This is a genomic window from Achromobacter sp. D10 (assembly GCF_035282245.1).
Lineage (GTDB): Bacteria > Pseudomonadota > Gammaproteobacteria > Burkholderiales > Burkholderiaceae_B > Achromobacter > Achromobacter insolitus.
Genome location: NZ_JAYJLE010000002.1, coordinates 623331 through 646007 on the forward strand (window position 1 = coordinate 623331; position 22677 = coordinate 646007).

At 64.3% G+C, this 22677-nt stretch carries 22 protein-coding genes; 7 read left to right on the top strand and 15 right to left on the bottom strand.

Annotated elements, in window-relative coordinates; all coding sequences use genetic code 11:
• Positions 1-34 precede the first annotated feature (34 nt).
• From VCS63_RS09705 to fdxA, 12 genes are all read right to left on the bottom strand, one after another.
• Entirely contained in the window at positions 35-880 is an 846-nt protein-coding gene (locus tag VCS63_RS09705; protein WP_063642021.1) for a branched-chain amino acid aminotransferase, read from the bottom strand.
• 75 nt (positions 881-955) lie between these two features.
• Positions 956-1981, bottom strand: coding sequence for an ABC transporter substrate-binding protein (locus tag VCS63_RS09710; protein WP_042796815.1), 1026 nt, complete (start codon positions 1979-1981; stop codon positions 956-958).
• 112 nt (positions 1982-2093) lie between these two features.
• Entirely contained in the window at positions 2094-3077 is a 984-nt protein-coding gene (locus tag VCS63_RS09715) for a branched-chain amino acid ABC transporter permease (protein ID WP_042796816.1), read from the bottom strand.
• Positions 3074-3961 carry a branched-chain amino acid ABC transporter permease gene (locus VCS63_RS09720; protein ID WP_042796817.1) on the bottom strand — a complete coding sequence of 296 codons (888 nt, stop codon included), beginning with the start codon at positions 3959-3961 and terminating at the stop codon, positions 3074-3076. Before VCS63_RS09720 ends, VCS63_RS09715 begins: the two co-directional genes overlap by 4 nt.
• 116 nt (positions 3962-4077) lie before the next feature.
• Positions 4078-5292, bottom strand: a complete 1215-nt coding sequence (locus VCS63_RS09725) for an ABC transporter substrate-binding protein (RefSeq protein ID WP_042796818.1) — start codon at positions 5290-5292, stop codon at positions 4078-4080.
• Positions 5293-5354: 62 nt separating this feature from the next.
• Positions 5355-6065 carry an ABC transporter ATP-binding protein gene (locus tag VCS63_RS09730; protein WP_013392192.1) on the bottom strand — a complete coding sequence of 237 codons (711 nt, stop codon included), beginning with the start codon at positions 6063-6065 and terminating at the stop codon, positions 5355-5357.
• Entirely contained in the window at positions 6062-6835 is a 774-nt protein-coding gene (locus tag VCS63_RS09735) for an ABC transporter ATP-binding protein (protein ID WP_042796819.1), read from the bottom strand. Before VCS63_RS09735 ends, VCS63_RS09730 begins: the two co-directional genes overlap by 4 nt.
• A gap of 354 nt (positions 6836-7189) precedes the next feature.
• Positions 7190-7825, bottom strand: a complete 636-nt coding sequence (gene nth / locus VCS63_RS09740; RefSeq protein WP_149065037.1) for an endonuclease III — start codon at positions 7823-7825, stop codon at positions 7190-7192.
• A complete protein-coding gene (gene rsxB, locus VCS63_RS09745; RefSeq protein WP_063959845.1) occupies positions 7822-8472 on the bottom strand; it encodes an electron transport complex subunit RsxB in 651 nt (216 codons plus the stop codon). Before rsxB ends, nth begins: the two co-directional genes overlap by 4 nt.
• A 174-nt stretch (positions 8473-8646) precedes the next feature.
• The gene (locus VCS63_RS09750; RefSeq protein WP_042796822.1) at positions 8647-9873 is read right to left on the bottom strand and encodes a polyhydroxyalkanoate depolymerase; all 1227 of its coding nucleotides are present in this window, start codon (positions 9871-9873) and stop codon (positions 8647-8649) included.
• 212 nt (positions 9874-10085) lie between these two features.
• Positions 10086-10886, bottom strand: coding sequence for a ferredoxin--NADP reductase (locus VCS63_RS09755; protein ID WP_063959844.1), 801 nt, complete (start codon positions 10884-10886; stop codon positions 10086-10088).
• A gap of 49 nt (positions 10887-10935) precedes the next feature.
• Positions 10936-11259 carry a ferredoxin FdxA gene (fdxA, locus tag VCS63_RS09760; protein ID WP_006389264.1) on the bottom strand — a complete coding sequence of 108 codons (324 nt, stop codon included), beginning with the start codon at positions 11257-11259 and terminating at the stop codon, positions 10936-10938.
• Positions 11260-11416: 157 nt separating this feature from the next.
• On the opposite strand from fdxA, the gene pncB reads away from it, so the two are divergent.
• Both pncB and VCS63_RS09770 read left to right on the top strand, forming a co-directional pair.
• On the top strand, positions 11417-12592 hold the full coding sequence (pncB, locus tag VCS63_RS09765) for a nicotinate phosphoribosyltransferase (RefSeq protein ID WP_042797612.1): 1176 nt from the start codon (positions 11417-11419) through the stop codon (positions 12590-12592).
• A 72-nt stretch (positions 12593-12664) separates the two neighbouring features.
• On the top strand, positions 12665-13015 hold the full coding sequence (locus VCS63_RS09770) for a RidA family protein (RefSeq protein WP_042796825.1): 351 nt from the start codon (positions 12665-12667) through the stop codon (positions 13013-13015).
• 108 nt (positions 13016-13123) lie between these two features.
• Here VCS63_RS09770 and VCS63_RS09775 read toward each other — a convergent pair whose 3' ends face one another.
• The gene (locus VCS63_RS09775) at positions 13124-13633 is read right to left on the bottom strand and encodes a flavodoxin family protein (RefSeq protein ID WP_149065036.1); all 510 of its coding nucleotides are present in this window, start codon (positions 13631-13633) and stop codon (positions 13124-13126) included.
• Positions 13630-14463, bottom strand: a complete 834-nt coding sequence (locus VCS63_RS09780; RefSeq protein WP_042796827.1) for a zinc-dependent peptidase — start codon at positions 14461-14463, stop codon at positions 13630-13632. Before VCS63_RS09780 ends, VCS63_RS09775 begins: the two co-directional genes overlap by 4 nt.
• A 105-nt stretch (positions 14464-14568) precedes the next feature.
• On the opposite strand from VCS63_RS09780, the gene VCS63_RS09785 reads away from it, so the two are divergent.
• Entirely contained in the window at positions 14569-16836 is a 2268-nt protein-coding gene (locus tag VCS63_RS09785) for a RelA/SpoT family protein (RefSeq protein ID WP_149065035.1), read from the top strand.
• Positions 16837-16876: 40 nt separating this feature from the next.
• Here VCS63_RS09785 and VCS63_RS09790 read toward each other — a convergent pair whose 3' ends face one another.
• Positions 16877-18190 carry an MFS transporter gene (locus VCS63_RS09790; protein WP_042796830.1) on the bottom strand — a complete coding sequence of 438 codons (1314 nt, stop codon included), beginning with the start codon at positions 18188-18190 and terminating at the stop codon, positions 16877-16879.
• A 121-nt stretch (positions 18191-18311) separates the two neighbouring features.
• Here VCS63_RS09790 and argE point away from each other — a divergent pair, with 121 nt between their 5' ends.
• The 4 genes from argE (at position 18312) to accD (ending at position 22582) form a co-directional block, all read left to right on the top strand.
• Positions 18312-19463, top strand: coding sequence for an acetylornithine deacetylase (gene argE, locus VCS63_RS09795; RefSeq protein WP_042796831.1), 1152 nt, complete (start codon positions 18312-18314; stop codon positions 19461-19463).
• Between the two features lie 131 nt (positions 19464-19594).
• On the top strand, positions 19595-20794 hold the full coding sequence (gene trpB / locus VCS63_RS09800) for a tryptophan synthase subunit beta (protein WP_063959865.1): 1200 nt from the start codon (positions 19595-19597) through the stop codon (positions 20792-20794).
• Positions 20795-20804: 10 nt separating this feature from the next.
• Positions 20805-21668, top strand: coding sequence for a tryptophan synthase subunit alpha (gene trpA / locus VCS63_RS09805; RefSeq protein WP_063642017.1), 864 nt, complete (start codon positions 20805-20807; stop codon positions 21666-21668).
• Positions 21669-21703: 35 nt separating this feature from the next.
• Positions 21704-22582 (top strand): acetyl-CoA carboxylase, carboxyltransferase subunit beta, encoded by an 879-nt coding sequence (gene accD, locus VCS63_RS09810; protein WP_042796832.1) that lies wholly within the window; start codon positions 21704-21706, stop codon positions 22580-22582.
• Positions 22583-22677 lie beyond the last annotated feature (95 nt).

The window sequence follows — 22677 nt, forward strand, 5'->3', positions numbered from 1 at the left end:
AGCGTTGAGGTTGGGGCTGAAGAGGCGGCGGACCCTATTTGGCGCCGGTGCTTTCCGCGTAGTCCATGTACAGCTTGTGTGCGCGACGTGCCATGGGGCCGTATTCGAGCGTGCGGTCTTCGACGCGGTTTACGTGCACCACCTTGCCATAGTTGCCCGACGAGAACACTTCGTCGGCTTCCTCGATGTCGGCACGGGTCAGGCTGCGTTCCTGGACGTCGACGCCATCGGCCTTCAGCAGGGCGAGCACGCGGCGGCGCGTGATGCCGTTCAGGAAAGTGCCGTTGTCGGCCGGCGTGGATACCACGCCATTCTTGGCGATCCACAGGTTGCTGGTCGCGAACTCGGCGATATTGCCGGCGCCGTCCAGCATGATGGCGTTGTCGAAGCCCTTCTCGGCGGCTTCGCGGATGGCGCGCTGGCCGTTCGGGTACAGGCAGGACGCTTTGGCGTCGGTGGGCGCCATATTGGGCCACGAGCGCGCATAGCTGGAGAAGCAGGCGGAGAAGCCCTGGTCGCCGGGCATCGGCACCTTGAACACGTGCAGCACGAACTGGGTCTTGTCGGCGTCCGGCAGCAGGAAGCCGTCGGCGCAGTAGAACATGGGCTTGATGTAGAGCTCGCTGCCCTGCGGGAATTTCGCCACGGCCTGCAGGCACAGCTTCTGGATTTCTTCCCAGCCAATCTGCGGCTTCATCAGCATTTTTTCGGCCGATCGCACCACGCGCTGGCAATGCAGATCCAGGTCAGGCGTCAGGCCGCGGAAGGCGCGCGCGCCGTCGAACACCATGCTGGCCATCCAGAAGGCATGGTCGGCCGGGCCGAGCAATTTGGGGTTTTCAGTGGTCCAGTGACCGTTGTGCCAGAACAGGGCGTCCATGGTTGTCTTCCTTCGCTTGAATTGGGTTGGCGCTATCGGCGCGCCGAAACGTCAGGATACATGAGGCGGCAGGCGTCATTCGCGCGCCAGCGCGGCCTGCACGCGGTCGGCCTCCTGCGCCGGCATCCACTGCCGCCAGACGGGGGAGTATTGCTTGAGGAAATAACGCGCGGCGTCCTCGGGTTCCTTGCCTTCGTTTTCCAGCCAGCCCAGCGTGGCGTCGATCGCATCGCTGGGCACCGTCAGCTTGCTCAGGAACTCAGCGACCTTCGGCGCCTGTTTCGCGAACTCGGCATTTACGCCGGTGACGACGGGATTGGGCTTGAATTCGGTGGCCACGGGCTTTGCGCATTTGGGATCGGTCATGCAGGTGTAGGCGGCCTGGTCGAAGGGCGGCAATTCCAGCTTCACCAGGTCCAGCGCGCCGACCAGCGAGGTGGGTGTCCAGTAGTAGAAGACGATGTCGCGCTTGCGCTTGTAGGCGGACACGATGGCGGCCTTTTGCGCGGCGCCGGAGCCGGGAGCGAACATCGTGTAGTCCTGTTCGAGGTTCAGCGCGCGCAGCAGGTTCTCGTTCAGGGTGCCGCAGGCCCAGCCTGCCGGGCAGCCGTAGATGCGGCCGCGGCCTGGCTCTTCGGGATCGGCGAAAACTTTCTTGAAGCGCGCCAGGTCGGCGGCGGATTTCAAGTCGGGATGGCGTTCGACCGTGTAGCGCGGCACGTACCAGCCTTCGCCGGCGTCGTATACGTGGCCCACGCCCAGCACTTTGCCGCTGGCCAGCGCCTTCTTCCAGGCGCCTTCGATCTGGCCGGGCCACACCTCCGGCGTGACGTCTACGTCGCCGCGTTGCAGAGCGGCCAGCATGGGAAGGGTCTCGCCGATCTCGACCGTGGTCTTGCAGCCGTAGCCGTGTTCCAGGACGTAGCGTTCGATTCCGGCCAGCACCAGGTTGGATTCCCAGTTCAGGCCGCTGAAGCGTACCGGCCGGTTGACTTCACAGACGGGGGCGCCGGATTCAGCGGCTTGCGCGGCCGCGGGGAGCAGGGCGGCGGCCAGCGCCAGGGCGCCAATGACGGGGGCGAGCGGATGCGGGTTGCGCATGGTCAGGCACCTGTTTGGTTGGGTGCCGTTCATTGTACGGGTGACGGGCGTCTCGCCAAATGGAAACGGGGCCGCATGAAGCATGCGGCCCCGTGCAAGCGGATGCCAGGTCTCAGGCGCGGGCCGCGCGCCGGCGATTGATGAACGCGCCGATCTCGCCCACGATGCCGCGGCGGAAGGCCAGCACGCAGATCACGAAGATTAGGCCGATCACGATGGTGACGGATTCACCCAGGCGCAGGAACCAGTCCACGCCGGTCAGCTTGGCCATCATCTGGCCGAAGTCGCCGACTTTGTTTTCCAGCAGCACCACGATGAAGGCGCCGAGGATGGGGCCGGTCAAGGTCCCCAGCCCGCCGATCAGCGTCATCAGGATGACCAGTCCGGACATCTGCCAGGTGGCGTCGGACAGCGTGGCCGACACGAAGACCAGGGTCTTGGTCGCGCCCGCCAGTCCGGCCAGCGCGGCAGACAGCACGAAGGCCAGCAGCTTGAAGCGGTCGACGTCGTAGCCCAGCGAGATGGCGCGCGGCTCGTTCTCGCGCAGCGCCTGCAGCACCTGGCCGAAGGGCGAATGCACCGTACGCCAGATGATGAAGAAGCCGATGATGAAGATGGCCATCACCAGGTAATACAGGTTCAGGTCCTTGGACAGGTCGATCAGACCGAGCAGGGTGCCGCGCGGCACGCTTTGCAGGCCGTCTTCGCCGCCAGTGAACTTCGCTTGCAGGAAGAAGAAGAACACCATCTGCGCCAGCGCCAGGGTAATCATGGCGAAGTAGATGCCGCTGCGCCGGATGGCCAGGGCGCCCATCGCCAGGCCCAGCAGCGCGGCCACGGCCACGCCGAACAGCAGGCCGATCTCGGTGGGAAAGCCCCAGACCTTGAGCGCGTGCCCCGTTGCGTAGGCCGCGCTGCCCAGGAAGGCGGCATGGCCGAACGACAGCAGCCCGGTAAAGCCCAGCAGCAGGTTGAATGCGCAGGCGAAGAGCGCGTAGCACATGATCTTCATGGCGAAGATCGGATACACCCCGACAAAGGGAAGAATGGCCACCACGACGGCCAGTACCGCATAGCCCAGGAATTGACGATTCATTTTTCTTTTCCGAACAGCCCGGCCGGGCGGATCAACAGAACGATGGCCATGATGATGAACACGACCGTGCTCGAGGCCTCGGGCCAGAACACTTTGGTCAGTCCTTCAATCACGCCCAGGCCCAGACCGGTCACGATGGCGCCCATGATGGACCCCATGCCTCCGATCACGACCACGGCGAACACGACGATGATGAGGTTGGAGCCCATCAGCGGGGAAATCTGCAGCACAGGCGCGGCCAGCACGCCGGCAAAGCCTGCCAGCGCGACGCCGAAGCCGTAGGTCAGGGTGATCATGCGGGGCACGTTCACGCCGAAGGCTTCGACCAGGCGCGGGTTTTCGGTGCCAGCGCGCAGCAGGGCGCCCAGGCGGGTGCGCTCGATGACGAACCAGGTGGCCAGGCACACCACCACGGAGGCCGCCACGACCCAGCCACGATAGTTGGGCAGGATCATGAAGCCCAGGTTGGTGGCGCCGCGCAGCGCATCGGGCGTCGGATAGGGCTGGCCCGAAACGCCATAGAAGCTTCGGAACAGGCCTTCGATGAGCAGCGTAAGGCCAAAAGTCAGCAGCAGTCCGTACAGGTGATCGAGCTTGTATAGATGCCGCAGCAACAGTTTTTCTATGATGATGCCGAATAGCCCGACGACCAGCGGCGCGAGTATCAGCATGATCCAGTAATTCAACCCCAGGTACGACAGGCCCATCCAGGCGATGAAAGCGCCCAGCATGTAGAGCGCGCCGTGCGCGAAGTTGATGACGTTCAGCAGCCCGAAGATAACGGCCAGCCCGAGCGACAGCATGGCATAGAAGGAGCCGTTGACCAGGCCTAGCAATAGCTGGCCGAACAAGGCCTGTATGGGGATGCCGAAAATGTCAGTCATCTTGTGAAAGTCCTGCGCGTACGGATGAAAGCGAGCTAGTCGAAAACGCGACCCGGTCAAAGACGCGGCCCGGCGCCTTGGGCTGCCGGGTCGCGCCTGGGATCACATGGGCTGGTTTATTTCTTGACCAGCTTGCAGGTGGACTCGGACAACTTGGTGTAGACCTCGTCGCCGGGCAGCGTCGCCACGACCTTGTAGTAGTCCCACGGGGCCTTGGATTCGGCCGGCGTCTTGACCTGCATCAGGTACATGTCGTGGATCATGCGGCCGTCTTCGCGCACATAGCCGCCCTGTGCGAAGAAGTCGTTGATCTTGTTCGACTTCATCCACTTCATCACGGCGTCGCCGTCATCCGTGCCCAGGGACTTGATGGCGTTCAGGTAGAAGGCCGTGGCCGAATAGTCGCCCGCTTGCAGCATGGAAGGCTTGCGGCCCACCTTGGCTTCGAACTTCTTCGACCAGGCGCGCGAGGCGTCGGATTGGTCCCAGTACCAGCCATCGGTCAGGTACATGCCCTGCGTGGCGGGCAGGCCCAGCGCGTGCACGTCGTTGATGAAGACCAGCAGGCCGGCCATCTTCATGGTCTTGGTCACGCCGAATTCGTTGGCGGCCTTGACGGAGTTGATGGTGTCGCCGCCCGCGTTTGCCAGGCCCAGGATCTGGGCCTTGGAGGCTTGCGCCTGCAGCAGGAAGGACGAGAAGTCGGATGCGCCGAGGGGGGCCCGCACCTGGCCCTTGACCTCGCCGCCGGCCGCCTTGACCACGGCCATGGTGTCACGCTCCAGGGCGTGGCCGAAGGCATAGTCCGCGGTCAGGAAGAACCAGCTCTTGCCGCCGTCCTTCACCACGGCGGAGCCAGTGCCGCGCGCCAGCGCCACGGTGTCGTACGCATAGTGCACGGTGTAGGGCGAGCACTGGGCGTTGGTCAGGTCCGACGCGCCCGCGCCAATGGCCATGAAGGGCTTTTTCTTCTCGGCGGCCACGCCGGCCATGGCCAGGCTGGTCGACGAGTTCGTGCCGGCGATGATGACGTCCACCTTCTGCTCGTCGAACCATTCGCGCACGCGCGCCGACGCGACGTCGGCCTTGTTCTGGTGATCCGCCGACACGACTTCGATCTTCTTGCCGTTGATCGAACCGCCAGCGTCTTCGATCGCCATGCGCACGGCTTCCAGACCGGCCTTGCCGTCGATGTCGGAATACACGCCAGACATGTCAGTGATGAAGCCGATGCGGATGACATCGTCGGAGATACCTTGCGCATGGGCGGTTGCCCCAGCAAATCCCAGGCCCGCCATGGCCAGTGCAGCAGTGATGGTGTGCAGCTTCATGGGATGACTCCTCTCTTCCCTACGGTGTAGTGTTGCCGGATTTCCGGCGGATGACACAGGTTCTAGACGCCCAGCAGTTCGTTGAGCGTGTCCTGTTTTTCTGAAAGTTCTGCGGCTTCGAAGTGCTCGACGATCTGGCCGTGCTCCATGACGTAGAAGCGATCGGCCAGCGGCGCGGCGAAGCGGAAGTTCTGTTCCACCATGACGATGGTGTAGCCGCGCTGCTTCAGCGCGGTGATCATGCGTGCCAGCGCCTGCACGATGACGGGAGCCAGGCCTTCCGAAATTTCGTCCAGCAGCAGCAGGTTCGCGCCAGTGCGCAGGATGCGCGCGACGGCCAGCATCTGCTGTTCGCCGCCAGACAAGCGCGTGCCCGGAGAATTCCGGCGCTCTTGCAGGTTCGGGAACATATCGTAGATTTCGGCCAGCGACATGCCGCCGCCCAGCGATCCCACGACCGGGGGCAGCAGCAGGTTTTCTTCGCAGGACAGGCTGGCGAAGATGCCGCGTTCTTCGGGGCAATAGCCCACGCCCAGATGAGCGATCTTGTAGGTGGGCAGATCGATGGCTTCGGTGCCGTGGATGCGTACCGAGCCCTTGCGCGAGCCCGTCAGGCCCAGGATGGCCCGCAGTGTCGTGGTGCGTCCGGCGCCGTTGCGTCCGAGCAGCGTGACCACTTCGCCTTGTCCAACCCGCATATCCACGCCGTGCAGGATATGCGATTCCCCGTACCAGGCTTGCAGGCCCGAAATTTCCAGTGCCGGGGTGCTCATGCGTGCGCTCCTTGAAGTTCGCCCTCGGTGGTGCCCATGTAAGCCTGCATCACGGCCGGATGGCGGGAGACTTCGGCGTACGATCCTTCGGCCAGCACGCTGCCGCGCGCCAGCACAGTGATGGTGTCGGCGATGGAGGACACGACATTCATGTTGTGTTCCACCATCAGGATGGTCCGTCCGGCGCTGACGCGCTTGATCAGCTGCGTGACGCGGTCCACGTCCTCGTGGCCCATGCCCTGGGTCGGTTCATCCAGCAGCATCAGCTCGGGCTCCATGGCCAGCGTCGTGGCGATTTCCAGCGCGCGCTTGCGGCCATAGGGCAGGTTGACGGTGGTTTCGTTGGCGAAGGCACCGAGGTCGACCTGGTCCAGCAAGGCGCGCGCCGGTTCGTTCAGCGCGGCCAGCTGTTTGTCGCTTTTCCAGAAGTGGAACGACAGGCCGGTCTTGCGCTGCAGGCCGATGCGCACGTTTTCCAGAACGGTCAGGTGCGGAAACACCGCCGAGATCTGGAACGAACGGATCACGCCGCGCCGCGCGATCTGCGCGGGTCGCTCGCCGGTAATGTCGATACCGTTGAACTTGATGGTTCCCGACGTGGGAGAGAGAAACTTGGTAAGCAGGTTGAAGCAAGTGGTCTTGCCCGCGCCGTTAGGCCCGATCAAGGCATGAATCTCGCCCCGCTTGATACGCAAATCGACCCCATTGACCGCGACGAATCCGCGGAATTCCTTGGTGAGGCCTTTTGTCTCCAGGATCGTGTCGTCCATGTTCGCTGCACCGGCGTTGTATTTATTTCGGTCTCCACCTGTCGTCGTTGCGTCAGGTCCCCGCAGGGTCCGGAAAACTGGCGAAGCCTCGCAGTTTTCTTATGAGTTGCCGGCGAGTATGCGCACCTCTTTATCAAAATTCCATGAGGGTTTGTCATAGGTTTTGCAGTGCGGAAAGGGCAATTGTCGGCAGGCCGACAATGCTTGCGCCACAAGGGAAGAGAGCCTTTCCATAATGGAAATGCATTGCAGCAAATACGCGTTGATCGTCATCAACGCGTCATGCATTTCGTAGCGAGGGAAAACCCGGTTTTCCGCAGGCCGATGCGGTATCGGCGTTCGCGGCGCAGGCGCTCAGGCGGGAGTTTTCTGCTTGAATTCGCAGAGGTCGGAAATGCCGCATTGAGGGCATTTGGGTTTGCGCGCCACGCAGACGTAGCGGCCCAGCAATATCAGCCAGTGATGCGCGTCCTGCATGTATTCGCGCGGCACGAATTTTTCGAGTTTCTGTTCGACTTCCAGCACGTTCTTGCCAGGAGCGATGCCGGTGCGGTTGGACACTCGGAAGATATGTGTGTCCACCGCCATCGTGGGTTGGCCGAAAGCCGTGTTGAGCACTACGTTGGCGGTCTTGCGCCCCACGCCGGGCAGGGCTTCGAGCGCCTCGCGAGTCTGCGGCACGTCACCGCCGTGCTGCTCGATCAGGATCTTGCAGGTGGCGATGGTGTTCTTTGCCTTGGTGCGATAGAGGCCGATAGTCTTGATGTAGTCGGCGAGGCCTTCTTCGCCTAGCGCCAGCAAGGCCTGCGGCGTGCCATAAGCAGGGAAGAACTTGCGCGTGGCGATATTGACGGATTTGTCGGTGGCTTGCGCCGACAGCAACACGGCGATCAGCAACTGGAACGGGGTGTCGTATTCGAGCTCGGTGGTCGGGTGCGGGTTGGCGGCTTGCAGGCGGGCGAAGATCTCTCGGCGTTTGGCGGCGTTCATGATTGCGTCGGGTTGCGGCGGGCCCGGGCGCGGGCCAGCGCGGATTCAATGGCGGAACGCTTGCGGTCCTCGTTGCGCGTATCGTCCGCGGCGGGAGCGGGCGTGGTCGCGTTTGAGGGGGCGGCGGCTTCGGGCGCCATCAGGCGCGCGTTGTCGGCGGCCAGGCGTTCGGTACGCGCCAGATGGCTGCGGTGGCGCTGGCGGCTGACGGTGGCGTCGTGCGGGCCCCAGGCGCGGCCTGCCGGCACCATCTGGATGCAATCGACCGGACAGGGCGCTACGCACAGGTCGCAGCCGGTACACCAGTCGGCCAGTACGGTATGCATATGCTTATTGGCGCCCACGATGGCGTCCACGGGACAGGCCTGGATGCATAGCGTACAGCCGATGCAATGCGCTTCGTCGATGCGCGCGACCAGCAACGGGCCGGGTTCCCCGCGGGTGGTGTCCAGGGGCAGGGCGGGCACGTCGAGCAGGGCCGACAGCGCGGCGATGCCTTCATCGCCTCCGGGAGGACAACGGTTGATCGGGGCGGCGCCGTCCGCGATGGCATCGGCGTAGGGCCGGCAGCCGTCGTATCCGCACTTGGTGCATTGCGTCTGGGGCAGCAAGGCATCGATGCGGTCGGCTAGTGAGCGACAGGACATGGATATGAAGAAAAAACCGTGGGACGGGAGCGCGAAGCACGGGGGCCAGGAATCCAAATGCGGATCGCGCGCAACCCATCAAGCAACGGTGATACTTCTAGCCACCGTAGTTTGATGGATTGCGCGCGTCGAAGGTCCGGGTGCTAGTCCAGGTTGACTCGCGCGATACCCATCCTACGCAGATTGCCGGATGAATTCGGCAATTTTAGGACAGATCATTTCGCGCCAGCGGCGGCCCGAGAAAATGCCGTAGTGGCCGCAGTTGGGCGCGGTGTAATGCATCTTGCGTTCGGCCGGAATGTTCTTGCACAGCTTGATGGCGGCGCGGGTCTGGCCCTGGCCCGAGATGTCGTCCAGTTCACCTTCGATGGTGAAAAGGGCGACGTTCTTGATATCCGCCGGCCGCACAAGCTTGCCGTCTACTTCCCAGGTGCCGTTGGGCAGCTGGAATTCCTGGAACACCATGCGGATCGTGTCCAGGTAGAACTCGGCCGGCATGTCCAGCACGGCGTTGTATTCGTCGTAGAAGCGGCGGTGCGCTTCGGCGTCGCTATCGTCGCCGCGCAGCAGGTCCAGGTAGAAGTCATAGTGCGACTTCATATGGCGGTCGGGATTCATGGCCATGAATCCGGCATGCTGCAGAAAGCCTGGATAGACCTTGCGGCCGGCGCCCGGGTAGCGCGGCGGCACGGGGTGGATGACCTGGTTCTCGAACCAGGCGTAGGGCTTGGTCGTAGCCAGGCGGTTCACCTGCGTGGGCGACTGGCGCGGGTCGATGGGGCCACCCATCATCACCATGCTGCGCGGTTGGCAGGGATCATTGGCGGAGGCCATCAGCGAGACCGCGGCCAGCACGGGCACCGTGGGCTGGCACACGGAAATGACATGCACGTCCGGGCCCAGGTGACGGATAAAGTCCTGCACGTAGCGGACGTAGTCATTGAGGTGGAACGGCCCGGCAGACAGCGGCACCATGCGGGCATCGACCCAGTCGGTAACGTACACGTCGTGGGCCGGCAGCAGGGCGCGCACGGTGTCGCGCAGCAGCGTGGCGTGGTGGCCCGACAGCGGCGCGACCAGCAGCACCTTGGGATCGTCACGTCCCGCGTGGCGGACATCGCGCTGGAAGTGCAACAGGCGACAGAACGGCTTGTCCATCGCGACGCCTTCGATGACGCGGACGGATTTGCCCTTGATTTCGGTGGTGGGCAGGTTCCAGGCAGGCTTCTGATATTCCTTGCCGATGCGGGTCATCAGCTCATACCCGGCCGCCATCTGACGGGAAATCGGGGTATAGGCGAGAGGGCTGTAGGGGCTGGAAAACAGCTGGGAACCGGCGTCCGTAAATGCTGCGAACGGAGTCAGGAAGGCGCGCTGCATTTCGTGCAATTGATACAGCATTTGAGAAAAGTCCTTCTGGGTCGTGCGTGTGTCCCGATTATTGCCCCGGGCACTAACGATATTTCTAAACAGCCTGAAGAAACGCCGACAAAAAAAGCAAATCTGTTGCTAAAAAGCGACCCATTACCCATTGGGCACCAGTTTAGGGCGCTTTTTGCGAGGTGTTGCAGCACCAAACGGAGGATTTATGCACTAAGTCGGGCGGCGTGGCGCTACCAGTAGTTTTCCACCGCCAGGTTGCCGGGGATGCCGCGGCGCCCGGGCTTGAAACCGCGCTCGCCCAGCAGCTTGCGGGCGTCCGCCAGCATGTCGGGATTGCCGCAGAGCATCACCTTGGCCTGGGCGGGATCCAGCCGCTGCCCCGCCAGTTGCTCCAGGCGGCCGTCGGCGATCAGCGTGGTCAGGCGTTCCTGGGGCATGCCCGGCAGGGCCTCGCGGGTCGCGATAGGCAGATAGATGAGTTTTTGCGGGTCGGCGGCGAAGAACTCGGCCAGCTCGGGCTCGACGCGCCAAGATTCGATTTCGCCACGGTAGGCAAGCTCCGCGGCGGTGCGCACGCCATGCACCAGGATGATGCGGCGGTAGGCGCGCCAGACGGCGGGGTCCCGCAGGATCGACAGGTAGGCCGACAGGCCCGTGCCCGAGGCCAGCAGCCAGAGATCGCCGCCAGGCGCGAAGCGTTCCAGGGTCAGGAAACCGTAGGGGTTCTTTTCCACGTATAGGGAATCGCCGGGCTGCAGCCGCGCCATGCGCGGGCTGAACAGGCCTTCGGGGACAACGATGGAATAGAACTCCAGCCAGGGCTGATGCGGTGCCGACACCATGGAGTAGGCGCGCCACAGGGTGGGTTCGCCTTCAGAGGCGCCGGCTTCCGGCAGACCGACCCGGGCGAACTGGCCCGGCAGGAACGTATACGCGTCGTCGCGCGTCACGCGCACGGAGAAAAGCTTGTCGGGCACCCAGGTATGAACGTGGGTTACGGTCTGGCGCGTGTATTTGGAGTCGTCGGTCATCGGCACATCGCGCGAGGCCGGCCGCCAGGCGGCGGCCGGCGTTCGCGGACTATTTTTCCAGGTATTGCAGCTTGTCCTGCTTGCCGTTCCATTCGTCGGCGTCGGGCAGGGGCTTCTTGGCGCGGCTGATGCTGGCGAACTCGGGGGAGAGTTCGGCATTCAGGGCGATGAAATTCAGTTGGTCCTGCGGCACGTCTTCTTCGGCGTAGATTGCATTGGCCGGGCATTCCGGGATGCAGACGGCGCAGTCGATGCATTCGTCAGGATCGATCACGAGGAAGTTCGGACCCTCACGAAAACAGTCCACCGGGCACACGTCTACGCAGTCGGTGTACTTGCACTTAATACAGTTTTCGGTGACAACGTGGGTCATTCAGGAACTCCGGGAGCGGCGGCATATGTGTCTTTGTTGGGCGGATTTTACCCAATGCGGCGCCGATGTGCCGGCAATACCCGTATTGACATAGTGGCCCTTCGCCCCGGACGGCGCGGGCTCTATGCTATGGTGTCGCGAAACGAAACGCGCCATCATGATAATCACTTCGCTGCTCGACACCGATCTGTATAAATTCAGCATGATGCAGGTGGTTCTGCATCAGTTTCCCGCTGCTCAGGTCGAGTACCGTTACAAATGCCGCACGCCGGGGATCGACCTGCGTCCCTACCTGGACGAAATCCGCGAAGAAGTGCACCAGCTGTGCCAGCTGCGCTTCACGGAAGACGAACTTAAATATCTGGGCGGCTTGCGCTTTATCAAAAGCGACTTCGTCGATTTCCTCGAGCTGTTCCACTTGCCGGAGCGGTGCATCCATATCGGCGAAGGCGAAGGCCCGGGCGAAATCAGCATCGAGGTCAAGGGGCCCTGGCTGCACACCATCCTGTTCGAAATCCCGGTCCTGGCCATCGTCAACGAGGTCTACTTCCGCAACACGCGCAAGAATCCCGACTGGGAAGAGGGCCGCAAGCGCCTGCAGTCCAAGATGCACCTGGTGCTGGACGATCCGGCGCTGGCCGACTTCCGCGTGGCTGAATACGGCACGCGACGCCGCTTCTCCAAGATTTGGCACGAAGAGATCGTGTCCACCATGAAAGCCCAGATGGGCGTGCATTTTGCCGGCACCAGCAACGTGCTGCTGGCCAAGCAGCATGAAGTGCTGCCGCTGGGCACGATGGGCCACGAGTACCTGCAGGCCTGCCAGGCGCTGGGTCCGCGCTTGCGCGATTCGCAGGTTTTCGCGCTGGAAGTGTGGGCCAAGGAGTACCGGGGCGACCTGGGCATTGCGTTGTCCGACGTCTACGGCATGGATGCCTTCCTGCGCGATTTCGACATGTATTTCTGCAAGCTGTTCGACGGCGCGCGGCATGACTCCGGCGATCCCTTCGTCTGGGGCGAGCGCCTGCTCGAGCACTACCGCAAGAATCGCGTGGATCCCAGGGCCAAGACGCTGGTGTTCTCGGATTCGCTGACTTTCCCGCGTGCCATCGAGCTGGCCCGCCAGTTTTCCGGCCGCTGCAAGGTGTCTTTCGGCATCGGCACCAACCTGACCAACGACCTGGGCCACGAACCCTTGCAGATCGTCATGAAGATGGTCCGCTGCAATGGGCAGCCGGTGGCCAAGGTGTCCGACGCGCCGGAAAAGACCATGTGCGACGATCCGGCCTACCTGGCCTATCTGCGCCAGGTATTCCAATTGCCTCCCGCCTGATGGCGGCTCGGGGTAAATTGCGGGTTCTTCTGCATTGTTCCACCCAACCCACTCGAATCTAGGGGACTATTCATGAGCAGCATCAAGCGCTTCCACGTGGCCAAGCGCCTGTCCGACATGGCCGTGTACAACGGCGTCGCGTACCTGGCCGGCCAGGTGCCGGACGATTCCACGCTGGATATCACCGGCCAGACCGAACAGGTGCTCGCCACGATCGACCGCCTGCTGGCCGAAGCCGGCACCGACAAGACCAAGATCCTGATGGCCCAGATCTACGTGGCCAACATGAAGGAATTCGATGGCATGAACAAGGCCTGGGACGCCTGGGTCGCCGACGGCAATTCGCCTCCGCGCGCCACCGTTGAAGCCCGCCTTGCCAATCCGGATTACAAGGTCGAAATCGTCGTGACGGCTGCCGTCTAAGACGCCTTCCCCGCGTTGGGCGCATCAGCGCCCGGCGCATGCCAGGGCGATCCCCTGGGGGCGGGTGTGCGCATCCGCCCATGCATGCCTCTTCTTCCGCTCTGCCGTCTATTGCCCCAGCAGCAGCGTCGCGGCCAGCAGGCCCCCTAATTCCTCGCACTTATCCAGGTCCGCGCCGGCCACCGTCTTCGGCGCCAGGATTTGCTGCGCGGTTTGAGCGCCCATGTTGACGATGAGCGGCGGCGCCAGCGATCGGAGCCGCCAGCCGGTGCAGATGCGTTCCACCTGCCGCGCCGCGCCCGTGCCGTCGCTGCCCGCGCTGATGGCGCAGGCGTAAGGCAATCCCTGTATCCGATCGAGCACCGCATAGTAGTTGCGGTCGAAGAATTCCTTCATCTCGCCGCTTAGCGTCGCCAGGTTTTCGGGCGCGCAGAACAGGTAGCCGTGGCTGGCAAGCAACTCCTCTGCCTGAACCTCCGCGGCCGGCCGCAGCGCGACGCTCAGATCGGACGCCTGATCCAGTTGGGTGGCGGCCGAGCGCGCGCCGCGCGCCGCGGCTTCGGCCATCTGCCGCGCGGCGCCGGTACGCGAATGCCACACGATCAGCAGCTGTTTCATGCGTAGCGTTCCAGCGGATCCTGCCGGTAGTAGGCCCGCAGCAGCCCATACCATTGCGGCAGGGCTTCGTGCATGGGGTAGGGATCCACGAAGAAGTGTTCCGAGCTGACCGCGAAGAACTCGGCTTCGTCGGTGGCGGCATATGGGTCCATCGGCAGTTGGCCGTACCAGGCGTCAGCAGCCTCGCTCTCGGGGTCGACGTCGTGCGGAATGGCTGCCTCGACCGCGTCCACGGCTGCAATGAAACGATCCAGGCTGTCGTCCAGGATGCGGCGCCAGGACTGCGGCTTGAGCTCGGGGTGGGCGGCCAGCGAGGGCATGCCGTCGGCGTAACCTGAGCGCAGGTCGAGTTTGTGGGCGAATTCGTGGATGACCACATTGAAGCCGCCATCGGAGAACTGCGTGTCTTCCCAGGACAGGACCAGCGGCCCGCCTTCCCAGGCCTCGCCGGCCGCGTCCTCCAGGTATTCGTGCACCACGCCATCGTCGTCCTGGCGCGAGCGCGGAATGCGGAAACTGGCGGGGTACACGATGATCTCGTCCCAGCCTTCGTACAGTTCCGGCGCCAGGTTGAGGATGGGCAGGCTGGCCTGCGCGGCGATACTCAGGCGCATGAAATCCGAGACCTCGAGCCCCTGCGCGCCGTTGATGTTCTTGCTGGCCAGCAACCAGGCCGAACGCGCCAGCAATTGAGCGGCTTCCTCGGCGGTCAACGCCGCCAGGAACGGGTGGGCGTCCAGCACCTGGCGCCACAATTCCGGCGAGATGCGGGCCTGCATTTCGGCCACCGCGGACGGGCGGGCACCCCGGCCCTTCAGCCAGCGCAACATAAGCTTTGGTTCCTTCCATATGCCGGGGCTAGCGGCTTGTTTTAGCGATAACAAACCCTAGTGTAGAGTGTCGGGATATCAAACTACATCTGCTCGACATCCGTCATGTCCGCCCCGCCTGTTCCCGACGCGCCTACGCCTTTCGACGCTTCCTGGCGGCAGGAGGTAGGCGCCGGCCTGGACGCCGACGGCATGGCGCTGATCGACCAGGCCGTGGCCTGGGCCGAGCCGCGTTTTGAAGGACAGCACGCCTTGACCGGCGAGCCCCTGGCCGGGCATGGCGCGGGCGTGGTCCGCATACTTGCAGCCTTGCATACCGATGCCGCCACCCGCGCGGCGGCGTTGCTGGCCGCCTTGCCCACCGACCTGATGGCGCCTGCGCCGTCCTTGCGCAACGATCCGGTCGCCGCCGCATTCGGCGCCGAGATCGCGCGGCTGGTGCAGGGCGCGCGCGCCCTGTTGCGGCTGGGCGTGGTGGCCCGGCAGGCAAGCGATGCCGCTGCCGAAAGCGGTTCGCAGAAGGAAATGCAGCGCAAGATGCTGCTGGCCATGGCGGCCGACTTGCGCATCGTGTTGATGCGGCTTGCGTCGCGCCTGCGCACCTTGCGTTGGCACGCGGAAAGCAAGGCGCCGTGCTCTACCGATTTCGCGCGGGAGACCCTGGATCTGTACGCGCCCCTGGCGAACCGCCTGGGGATCTGGCAGATCAAGTGGGAAATGGAAGACCTGGCCTTCCGCTTCCTGGAGCCCGAAAAATACAAGCAGATCGCCCGCCTGCTCGAAGAAAAGCGGGTCGAGCGCGAGGCCTTCATCGCCGGGGCTATCGAACGCCTGCAGACCGGCCTGGCCCGCGCCGGGGTCGAGGCCGAGGTCAGTGGCCGTCCCAAGCACATCTACAGCATCTGGAACAAGATGCGCGTGAAGCGGCTGGATTTCTCGCAGATGTACGACCTGCGGGCGTTGCGCATCATCGTGGACGACGTGCGCGCCTGTTATACGGCGTTGGGCATGGTGCACGAAATGTGGACGCCCATCTCCGAAGAGTTCGACGACTATATTTCGCGGCCCAAACCCAACGGCTACCGCTCCTTGCACACGGTGGTGGCCGATGACGACGGCCGTCCGTTCGAGGTGCAGATCCGCACGCGCGAGATGCACCAGTTCGCCGAGTACGGCATGGCCGCGCACTGGCGCTACAAGGAAGCGGGCGCCAAGGGCGGCCAAGTGGCCGCCTCCAGCGAATACGACCGCCAATTGGCGTGGATGCGCCAGCTGCTGGCCTGGAATAGCGATGTCGAGGGCGGTAGCGAACCCGCCAAGGCCGTGCCCGCCAAGCCGGCGTCGGGCAAGAGCCGTGGCCCCGCGGCAGCCCCGCCGCATACCGACGAACGCATCTATGTGCTGACGCCGCAGGCGCGCGTGATTGAATTGCCGGCGGGCGCCACGCCCGTGGATTTCGCCTATCACCTGCATACCGACCTGGGCCACCGCTGCCGCGGCGCGCGCGTCGATGGCCAGATGGTGCCGCTACAGACGCATCTGTCCACCGGACAGACCGTGGAGATCATTTCCGCCAAGTCTGGCGGGCCGTCGCGCGACTGGCTCAATCCTCAGCTGGGCTTTCTGGCGAGCCCCCGGGCCCGGGCCAAGGTGCGCATGTGGTTCAACGCGATCGAGCTGCAGCAACGCATTACGCAGGGCCAGGCCCTGGTCGAAAAAGAACTTCAACGTCTGGGCAAGACTGCCGTCAACCTGGAGCAGCTGGCGCAGAACCTCGGGTTCGCCCGCGCCGACGACCTGTACGTGGCGGCCGCCAAGGAAGAGTTCAGCCTGCGGCAGATCGATACCTTGTTCCAGCAGCCGGCGCCGGCCGCCGAGTCGCAACCGGCTGCCTTGCGCCATGCCAGCGCAGGCAGCGCTGAAAAAAGCGGCAAGAGCGGCGTGCTGGTGGTTGGGGTGGGATCGCTCCTGACCCAGCTGGCGCGCTGCTGCCGTCCGGCGCCGCCGGACCCGATTGCCGGCTTTGTCACGCGCGGGCGGGGCGTGTCGATTCACCGCAGCGATTGCCACAGCTATCTGGCTTTGGCGGCGCGCGAGCCCGAGCGCGTCATCGAGGTCGCCTGGGGCGAAACCGCCGATACCTTTTATCCGGTGGACATCAGTGTGCGCGCGCACGACCGTTCCGGCCTGCTGCGGGACCTGTCCGAGGTTTTTGCCCGGCTGCGCCTGAATGTGGTGGGCGTGAACACGCAGAGCAAGCAGTCGCTGGCCCACATGGTGTTCACGGTGGAAGTGCGCGGGGGGGAGTCGCTGTCCCGCGCCCTGGACGCCCTGGCCGAGGTGCCGGGCGTGTCGTCGGCGACGCGCCGCTAGGCGGGAAACCCGGGCCCTGCGGCCCGGGTGGCGGCGGGACTCAGTGGTCCAGCTGCTCGTGTGCGCGCTCGCGCATGTAGAACGCGGCGATCAGCCCCAGCGCCACGCCGAACATCACGTAGTAGGCAGGCGCCATCGGAGACCCGGTGGTCTTGATCAGCCAGGTCACGATGAACTGCGCGAAGCCGCCGAAAATCATCACGGCGACGTTATAGGCCAGGGACAGGCCCACCGAGCGCACGCGAGCCGGGAACAGTTCCGCCATCACGGTGCTAAACACGCCGAAGAAGGCCGACACGAACAGGCAGACCACCACTTGCACGGCCAGCAGGCGGCCGATGGACGGGGCGTCCGACAGCCAGTAGTACAGCGGGTACAGCACGATCAGGTAGCCGATGAGCGAGCCGATCACGATCGGACGGCGACCGACGCGGTCCGACCAGGCGCCCATGAAGGGCGTCAGCAGCACCATCAACGCCGCTCCCGCCATCTGCACCAGGAAGGTCTGGTTCAGCGGCAGCTTCAGGATTTGCGTGGAGTAGGTCACCAGATACGTGAAGGTGATGTAGATGGACACGGTCGCCGTCACCACCAGGCCCACGCCGATCAGCGTCTCCCGGGTGTGCGTCTTCAGCATCTGGCCCAGGCTCAGGCGTTGCACGTCGCCGCGCGCGGCGGCTTGGCGCTCTTCTTCCTTGAGCTGCTTGAAGGCGTCGGTTTCGTCGACGTTGCGGCGAATATAGATGGCGATGGGCACAATTACGAGGCCAAAGGCGAAAGGCAGGCGCCATGCCCAGTCCGCGATCTGCTGCGGCGTGAAGAACTCGGTGATGAGCGTGCCGCAGGCTGCGCCGATCAGCAGGGCCAGCATCTGGCCAGCCATCTGCCAAGAGCCATAGAAGCCGCGCTTGCCGTTGGGCGCCATTTCAATCAGCAGCGCTGTCGAGGTGCCGAATTCGCCGCCGGCCGAGAAGCCCTGCAGGAGGCGTGCGATCAGGATGAAGATCGGGGCGAGGATGCCTGCCGCATGATACGTAGGAGCGACGGTGATGAGCGCGATCGAAATGGCCATCAGCGAGGTCACCATGACCATGGCCGCCTTGCGGCCTTTCTTGTCGCCATAAAGGCCCAGGATGATGCCGCCGACCGGCCGCATGAAGAAGCCTACGCCGAAGATCGCCGTCGTCATCAGGATGGCGTTCAGCTCGCTGCCGGGAACGCTGGGGTCGGTGGGGAAGAACAGCTTCGAGATGATCGGCGTCATGAACGCGAACACGAGGAAGTCGTACCATTCGAGGGCATTGCCTATAACTGCCGCCACGATGTTGCGCGTGGGAACTGCTTTGTGCTGCACGGTTTCTCCTTGGGGGTTTGCCTAACCGGGCGACATTCTAGGCGCTTGCGCGCCGCACCCCGTCCGAGACGCGAACGCCCGCTGGCCTTACACTCCTGTTTTTCCCCAAGAGAGTAGTGACATGAACGCGCGCACCTGGCTGGAAACGCTGGTTGGCTTTGACACGACCAGCCGCAATTCCAATCTTGCCCTGATCGAAACCGTCCGAGATTGGCTCAAGGGCCAGGGCGTCGACGCATGGCTGGCGCACAACCCCGAGCGCACCAAGGCCAATCTGTTCGCCACCTTGCCCGCCCAGGACGGCGGCATGCAGGGCGGCATCGTTCTGTCCGGCCACACCGACGTGGTCCCCGTGGACGGCCAGGAATGGAGCACGGATCCGTTCAAGCTCGTCGAAAAAGACGGGCTGCTCTACGGGCGGGGCAGCTGCGATATGAAGGGCTTCATCGCCAGTTCGCTGGCGCTGGTGCCGGAATTCCTGGCCATGCCGCGCAAGAAGCCGATGCATCTGGCCTTTTCCTACGACGAGGAAGTCGGCTGCGCCGGCGCGCCCTACATGCTGGCCGACCTGCACGAGCGCGGCATCCGTCCCGAAGGCTGCGTGGTGGGCGAGCCCACCGGCATGCAGGTGGTCGTGGCGCACAAAGGCATTAACCTGTTCCGCTGCAAGGTGCACGGCAAGGCGGCGCACTCGTCCTTGACCCCGCGCGGCTGCAACGCCATCGAATACGCCGCCCGCCTGATCTGCCGCATCCGCGATCTGGCCGACAGCTTCAAGGCCAACGGTCCGTACGACCAGTTCTACGACGTGCCGTTCTCCACGATGACCACCAACCAGATCCGTGGCGGCATCGCGGTCAATACCATCCCCGAGCTGTGCGAATTCACATACGAATTCCGCAACCTGCCCGGCATGCAGCCCGACGAGATCCAGGCAGAAGTCGAGAAATACGTGCGCGAAGAGCTCTTGCCGCGCATGAAAGCCGAATTCGATGGCGCCAGCATCGAAATCGAGACGGGCGCCGCGGCGCCGGCCCTGGAAGCGTCCGAAGAGGCCGCCATTACTCAGCTGGTGCGTGCCCTGACCGAAGACCGTGCCACCCGCAAGGTCGCCTACGGCACCGAGGCCGGCCTGTTCCAGGGCATCGGCATCCCGACGGTGGTCTGCGGCCCAGGCCATATCGAACAGGCCCACAAGCCCAACGAATACGTGGCGCTGGACCAACTGGCCGCCTGCGATACCTTCCTGCGCCGCCTGGGGCAGTCGCTCTGACGGCAAGCTGACGGTTCCCGGCACGGCCACGGCATTGCGCCCGGCCGTTGCCGGCGTCAGGTAAAATGACGGGTTGCAAACCGGATTTGCGGCCGGCAGTGGCCTGCCGCGATACCCGGGGGAGATGCTTGGTGAAACCTTACGACTTTCCGGATGCCCAGGGCCATTTCGGCCCTTATGGCGGTGTTTTCGTGGCAGAAACGCTCATGCACGCGCTCGACGAGCTGCGCGCGGCCTATGACCATTACCGTCTCGACCCCGCCTTCCAGGAAGAGTTCAACTACGAACTCAAGCATTTCGTCGGCCGGCCCAGCCCGGTCTACCATGCCCGCCGCTGGTCGGAAATGCTGGGCGGCGCCCAGATCTGGTTCAAGCGCGAAGACCTGAACCATACCGGCGCCCACAAGGTCAACAACTGCATCGGCCAGGCATTGCTGGCCAAGCGCATGGGCAAGCCCCGCGTCATCGCCGAAACGGGCGCCGGCCAGCATGGCGTGGCCACGGCCACGGTGGCGGCCCGCTACGGCATGGAATGCGTCGTCTACATGGGCAGCGAAGACGTTCGCCGCCAGGCCTCGAACGTCTACCGCATGAAGCTGCTGGGCGCGACGGTCGTGCCGGTGACCTCCGGCTCGCGCACCCTGAAGGACGCGCTGAACGAAGCCATGCGCGACTGGGTCACCAACATCGAGAACACCTTCTACATCATCGGCACGGTGGCGGGTCCCGATCCCTACCCCCGCATGGTGCGCGATTTCCAGACCGTCATCGGCAATGAATGCCTGACGCAAATGCCCGAAGCCGTCGGCCGTCAGCCCGACTACGTGGTGGCGGCGGTGGGCGGCGGTTCCAACGCCATGGGCATCTTCCATCCCTACATCCCGTACGAAAACGTGCGCCTGATCGGCGTCGAGGCGGCGGGCGAGGGCATGGACAGCGGCCGCCACGCAGCTTCCCTGGCCGCGGGCCAGGTGGGCGTGCTGCACGGCAACCGCACCTACGTCATGCAGGACGCCGACGGCCAGGTCCAGGAAACCCATTCGGTTTCCGCCGGCCTGGACTATCCCGGCGTCGGTCCGGAGCACGCCTGGCTGAAGGACTCCGGCCGCGCCGAGTACGTCGGCATTACCGACGAGGAAGCCCTCAAGGCGTTCCACGATTGCTGCCGTATTGAAGGCATCATGCCGGCCCTGGAGTCGTCGCACGCCATTGCGCAAGCCGTGAAGATGGCCGCCACGCTGCCGCGTGACGCCATCATCCTGGTCAATTTGTCGGGCCGCGGCGACAAAGACATGCATACCGTGGCCGAAAAGGCCGGTATCGAGCTCTGAGGCCCCGTCCATGACCACTCGCATCGATCGTATCGCCGCCGCTTTTGCGCGCACCGCCGAATCCGGCCGCGCCGCGGCGCTGATTCCCTACATTGCCGCCGGCGACCCTTCGCCTGCCGCGACCGTCCCCCTGATGCACGCGCTGGTCGAGGCCGGCGCCGATGTCATCGAGCTGGGCGTACCGTTCTCCGATCCCATGGCCGACGGTCCGGTGATCCAGCGCGCAGCCGATCGGGCCATCGCTCAGGGCGTGGGCCTGGCCCGCGTGCTGGAGCTGGTGGGTGAGTTCCGCCAGGGCGACGCCTCCACTCCCGTGGTGTTGATGGGCTATGCCAACCCGATAGAACGCATGGGCCAGGCGGAGTTTGCGCGCCGCGCCGAGCAGGCTGGCGTGGACGGCGTGCTGGTGGTGGATTATCCGCCCGAAGAAGTCGTCGAGTTCGCCGCCACGCTGGGCGAACACGGCATTGCGCCCATTTTCCTGCTGGCGCCCACGTCGACGGAAGCGCGCATCAAAGCCGTCGCCCAAGTAGCGCGGGGCTACGTGTACTACGTGTCGCTCAAGGGTGTCACCGGCGCGGGCTCGCTGAATACCGATGACGTCGCCGAGCGGCTGGCCGTGATCCGCCGCCATGTGCGCGATATTCCGGTCGGCGTGGGCTTCGGCATCCGCGACGCCGAAAGCGCCCAACGCGTGGCGCGCGCGGCGGATGCCGTCGTGATCGGCAGCAAACTGATTGAAACCATGGAGCAGGCGGCGGCGGATGCCCCCGCGGCCCAGAAAACCGACGCTGCAGTCACCGCCGCCAGCGGCTGGCTGCGCACCATCCGGCAAGCGCTGGATCAAGTAAAACGAGAAAGCGCGTCGGCCTGAGCGGCGGGCGTGACCTCAAACGGGATGAATAATCAATGAGCTGGATCGAAAAACTCCTGCCTCCTCGCATCAACAAAACCAGCGATAGCGGCGCCCGCCGCGTTCCCGAAGGCCTTTGGGTGAAATGCCCGTCGTGCGAATCGGTGCTGTACAGCGAAGACCTGGCGGCCAATCTGCACGTCTGCCCCAAGTGCGACCACCACATGCGCATCGGGGCCCGCGCCCGCATCGATTCGCTGCTGGACGTGGAGGGCCGCGTCGAGATCGGCCAGACCACGCGTTCGGTCGACACGCTGAAGTTCAAGGACACGCGCAAGTATCCCGAGCGCCTGCAGGAAGCAGTCAAGCAAACCGGCGAGACCGATGCGCTCGTGGTCATGAGCGGCTCCATCCGTGGCGTGCCGGCGACCCTGGCCTGCTTCGAATTCGAATTCATGGGCGGTTCCATGGGTTCGGTGGTGGGCGAGCGCTTTGCGCGCGGCGCCCAGGCCGCCCTGGACAACAAGACGCCTTTCATCTGCGTGGCCGCCTCGGGCGGCGCACGCATGCAGGAAAGCCTGTTGTCGCTGATGCAGATGGCCAAGACCAACGCCATGCTGACGCGTCTGTCGGCGGCCGGCCTGCCGTTCATCAGCGTCCTGACCGACCCGACCATGGGTGGCGTATCGGCCAGCTTCGCCTTCATGGGCGACGTGGTCATCGCTGAACCCAAGGCGCTGATCGGCTTTGCCGGTCCGCGCGTGATCGAACAGACCGTGCGCGAAAAACTGCCGGAAGGCTTCCAGCGCGCCGAATTCCTGCTGCAGAAGGGCGCCATCGACATGGTCGTCGATCGCCGCCAGCTGCGCGAAGAAATTGCCCGTCTGCTTGCCTTGCTGACCAACCAGCCGGCAGATGTCGTCACCGCGGCCTGAGGGCCTGGTGATCCAGCCCATGCGCGGGTAGGGCAGATAGTGGCAGAAATGCCGCCGGCGGCATCGGGCTCCCGGCGGCATTTTCGTATGGACTG

Excerpts from the sequence above, each read along its gene's own strand:
- trpA (WP_063642017.1), top strand. The coding sequence starts at position 20,805 with ATGACCACTCGCATCGATCGTATCGCCGCCGCTTTTGCGCGCACCGCC.
- VCS63_RS09715 (WP_042796816.1), bottom strand. The coding sequence starts at position 3,077 with ATGAATCGTCAATTCCTGGGCTATGCGGTACTGGCCGTCGTGGTGGCC.
- rsxB (WP_063959845.1), bottom strand. The coding sequence starts at position 8,472 with ATGTCCTGTCGCTCACTAGCCGACCGCATCGATGCCTTGCTGCCCCAG.
- accD (WP_042796832.1), top strand. The coding sequence starts at position 21,704 with ATGAGCTGGATCGAAAAACTCCTGCCTCCTCGCATCAACAAAACCAGC.
- pncB (WP_042797612.1), top strand. The coding sequence starts at position 11,417 with ATGATAATCACTTCGCTGCTCGACACCGATCTGTATAAATTCAGCATG.
- VCS63_RS09755 (WP_063959844.1), bottom strand. The coding sequence starts at position 10,886 with ATGACCGACGACTCCAAATACACGCGCCAGACCGTAACCCACGTTCAT.
- VCS63_RS09710 (WP_042796815.1), bottom strand. The coding sequence starts at position 1,981 with ATGCGCAACCCGCATCCGCTCGCCCCCGTCATTGGCGCCCTGGCGCTG.
- VCS63_RS09780 (WP_042796827.1), bottom strand. The coding sequence starts at position 14,463 with ATGTTGCGCTGGCTGAAGGGCCGGGGTGCCCGCCCGTCCGCGGTGGCC.
- VCS63_RS09720 (WP_042796817.1), bottom strand. The coding sequence starts at position 3,961 with ATGACTGACATTTTCGGCATCCCCATACAGGCCTTGTTCGGCCAGCTA.
- VCS63_RS09730 (WP_013392192.1), bottom strand. The coding sequence starts at position 6,065 with ATGAGCACCCCGGCACTGGAAATTTCGGGCCTGCAAGCCTGGTACGGG.
- VCS63_RS09775 (WP_149065036.1), bottom strand. The coding sequence starts at position 13,633 with ATGAAACAGCTGCTGATCGTGTGGCATTCGCGTACCGGCGCCGCGCGG.
- VCS63_RS09770 (WP_042796825.1), top strand. The coding sequence starts at position 12,665 with ATGAGCAGCATCAAGCGCTTCCACGTGGCCAAGCGCCTGTCCGACATG.
- argE (WP_042796831.1), top strand. The coding sequence starts at position 18,312 with ATGAACGCGCGCACCTGGCTGGAAACGCTGGTTGGCTTTGACACGACC.
- VCS63_RS09725 (WP_042796818.1), bottom strand. The coding sequence starts at position 5,292 with ATGAAGCTGCACACCATCACTGCTGCACTGGCCATGGCGGGCCTGGGA.
- nth (WP_149065037.1), bottom strand. The coding sequence starts at position 7,825 with ATGAACGCCGCCAAACGCCGAGAGATCTTCGCCCGCCTGCAAGCCGCC.
- VCS63_RS09750 (WP_042796822.1), bottom strand. The coding sequence starts at position 9,873 with ATGCTGTATCAATTGCACGAAATGCAGCGCGCCTTCCTGACTCCGTTC.
- VCS63_RS09785 (WP_149065035.1), top strand. The coding sequence starts at position 14,569 with ATGTCCGCCCCGCCTGTTCCCGACGCGCCTACGCCTTTCGACGCTTCC.
- VCS63_RS09735 (WP_042796819.1), bottom strand. The coding sequence starts at position 6,835 with ATGGACGACACGATCCTGGAGACAAAAGGCCTCACCAAGGAATTCCGC.
- fdxA (WP_006389264.1), bottom strand. The coding sequence starts at position 11,259 with ATGACCCACGTTGTCACCGAAAACTGTATTAAGTGCAAGTACACCGAC.
- VCS63_RS09705 (WP_063642021.1), bottom strand. The coding sequence starts at position 880 with ATGGACGCCCTGTTCTGGCACAACGGTCACTGGACCACTGAAAACCCC.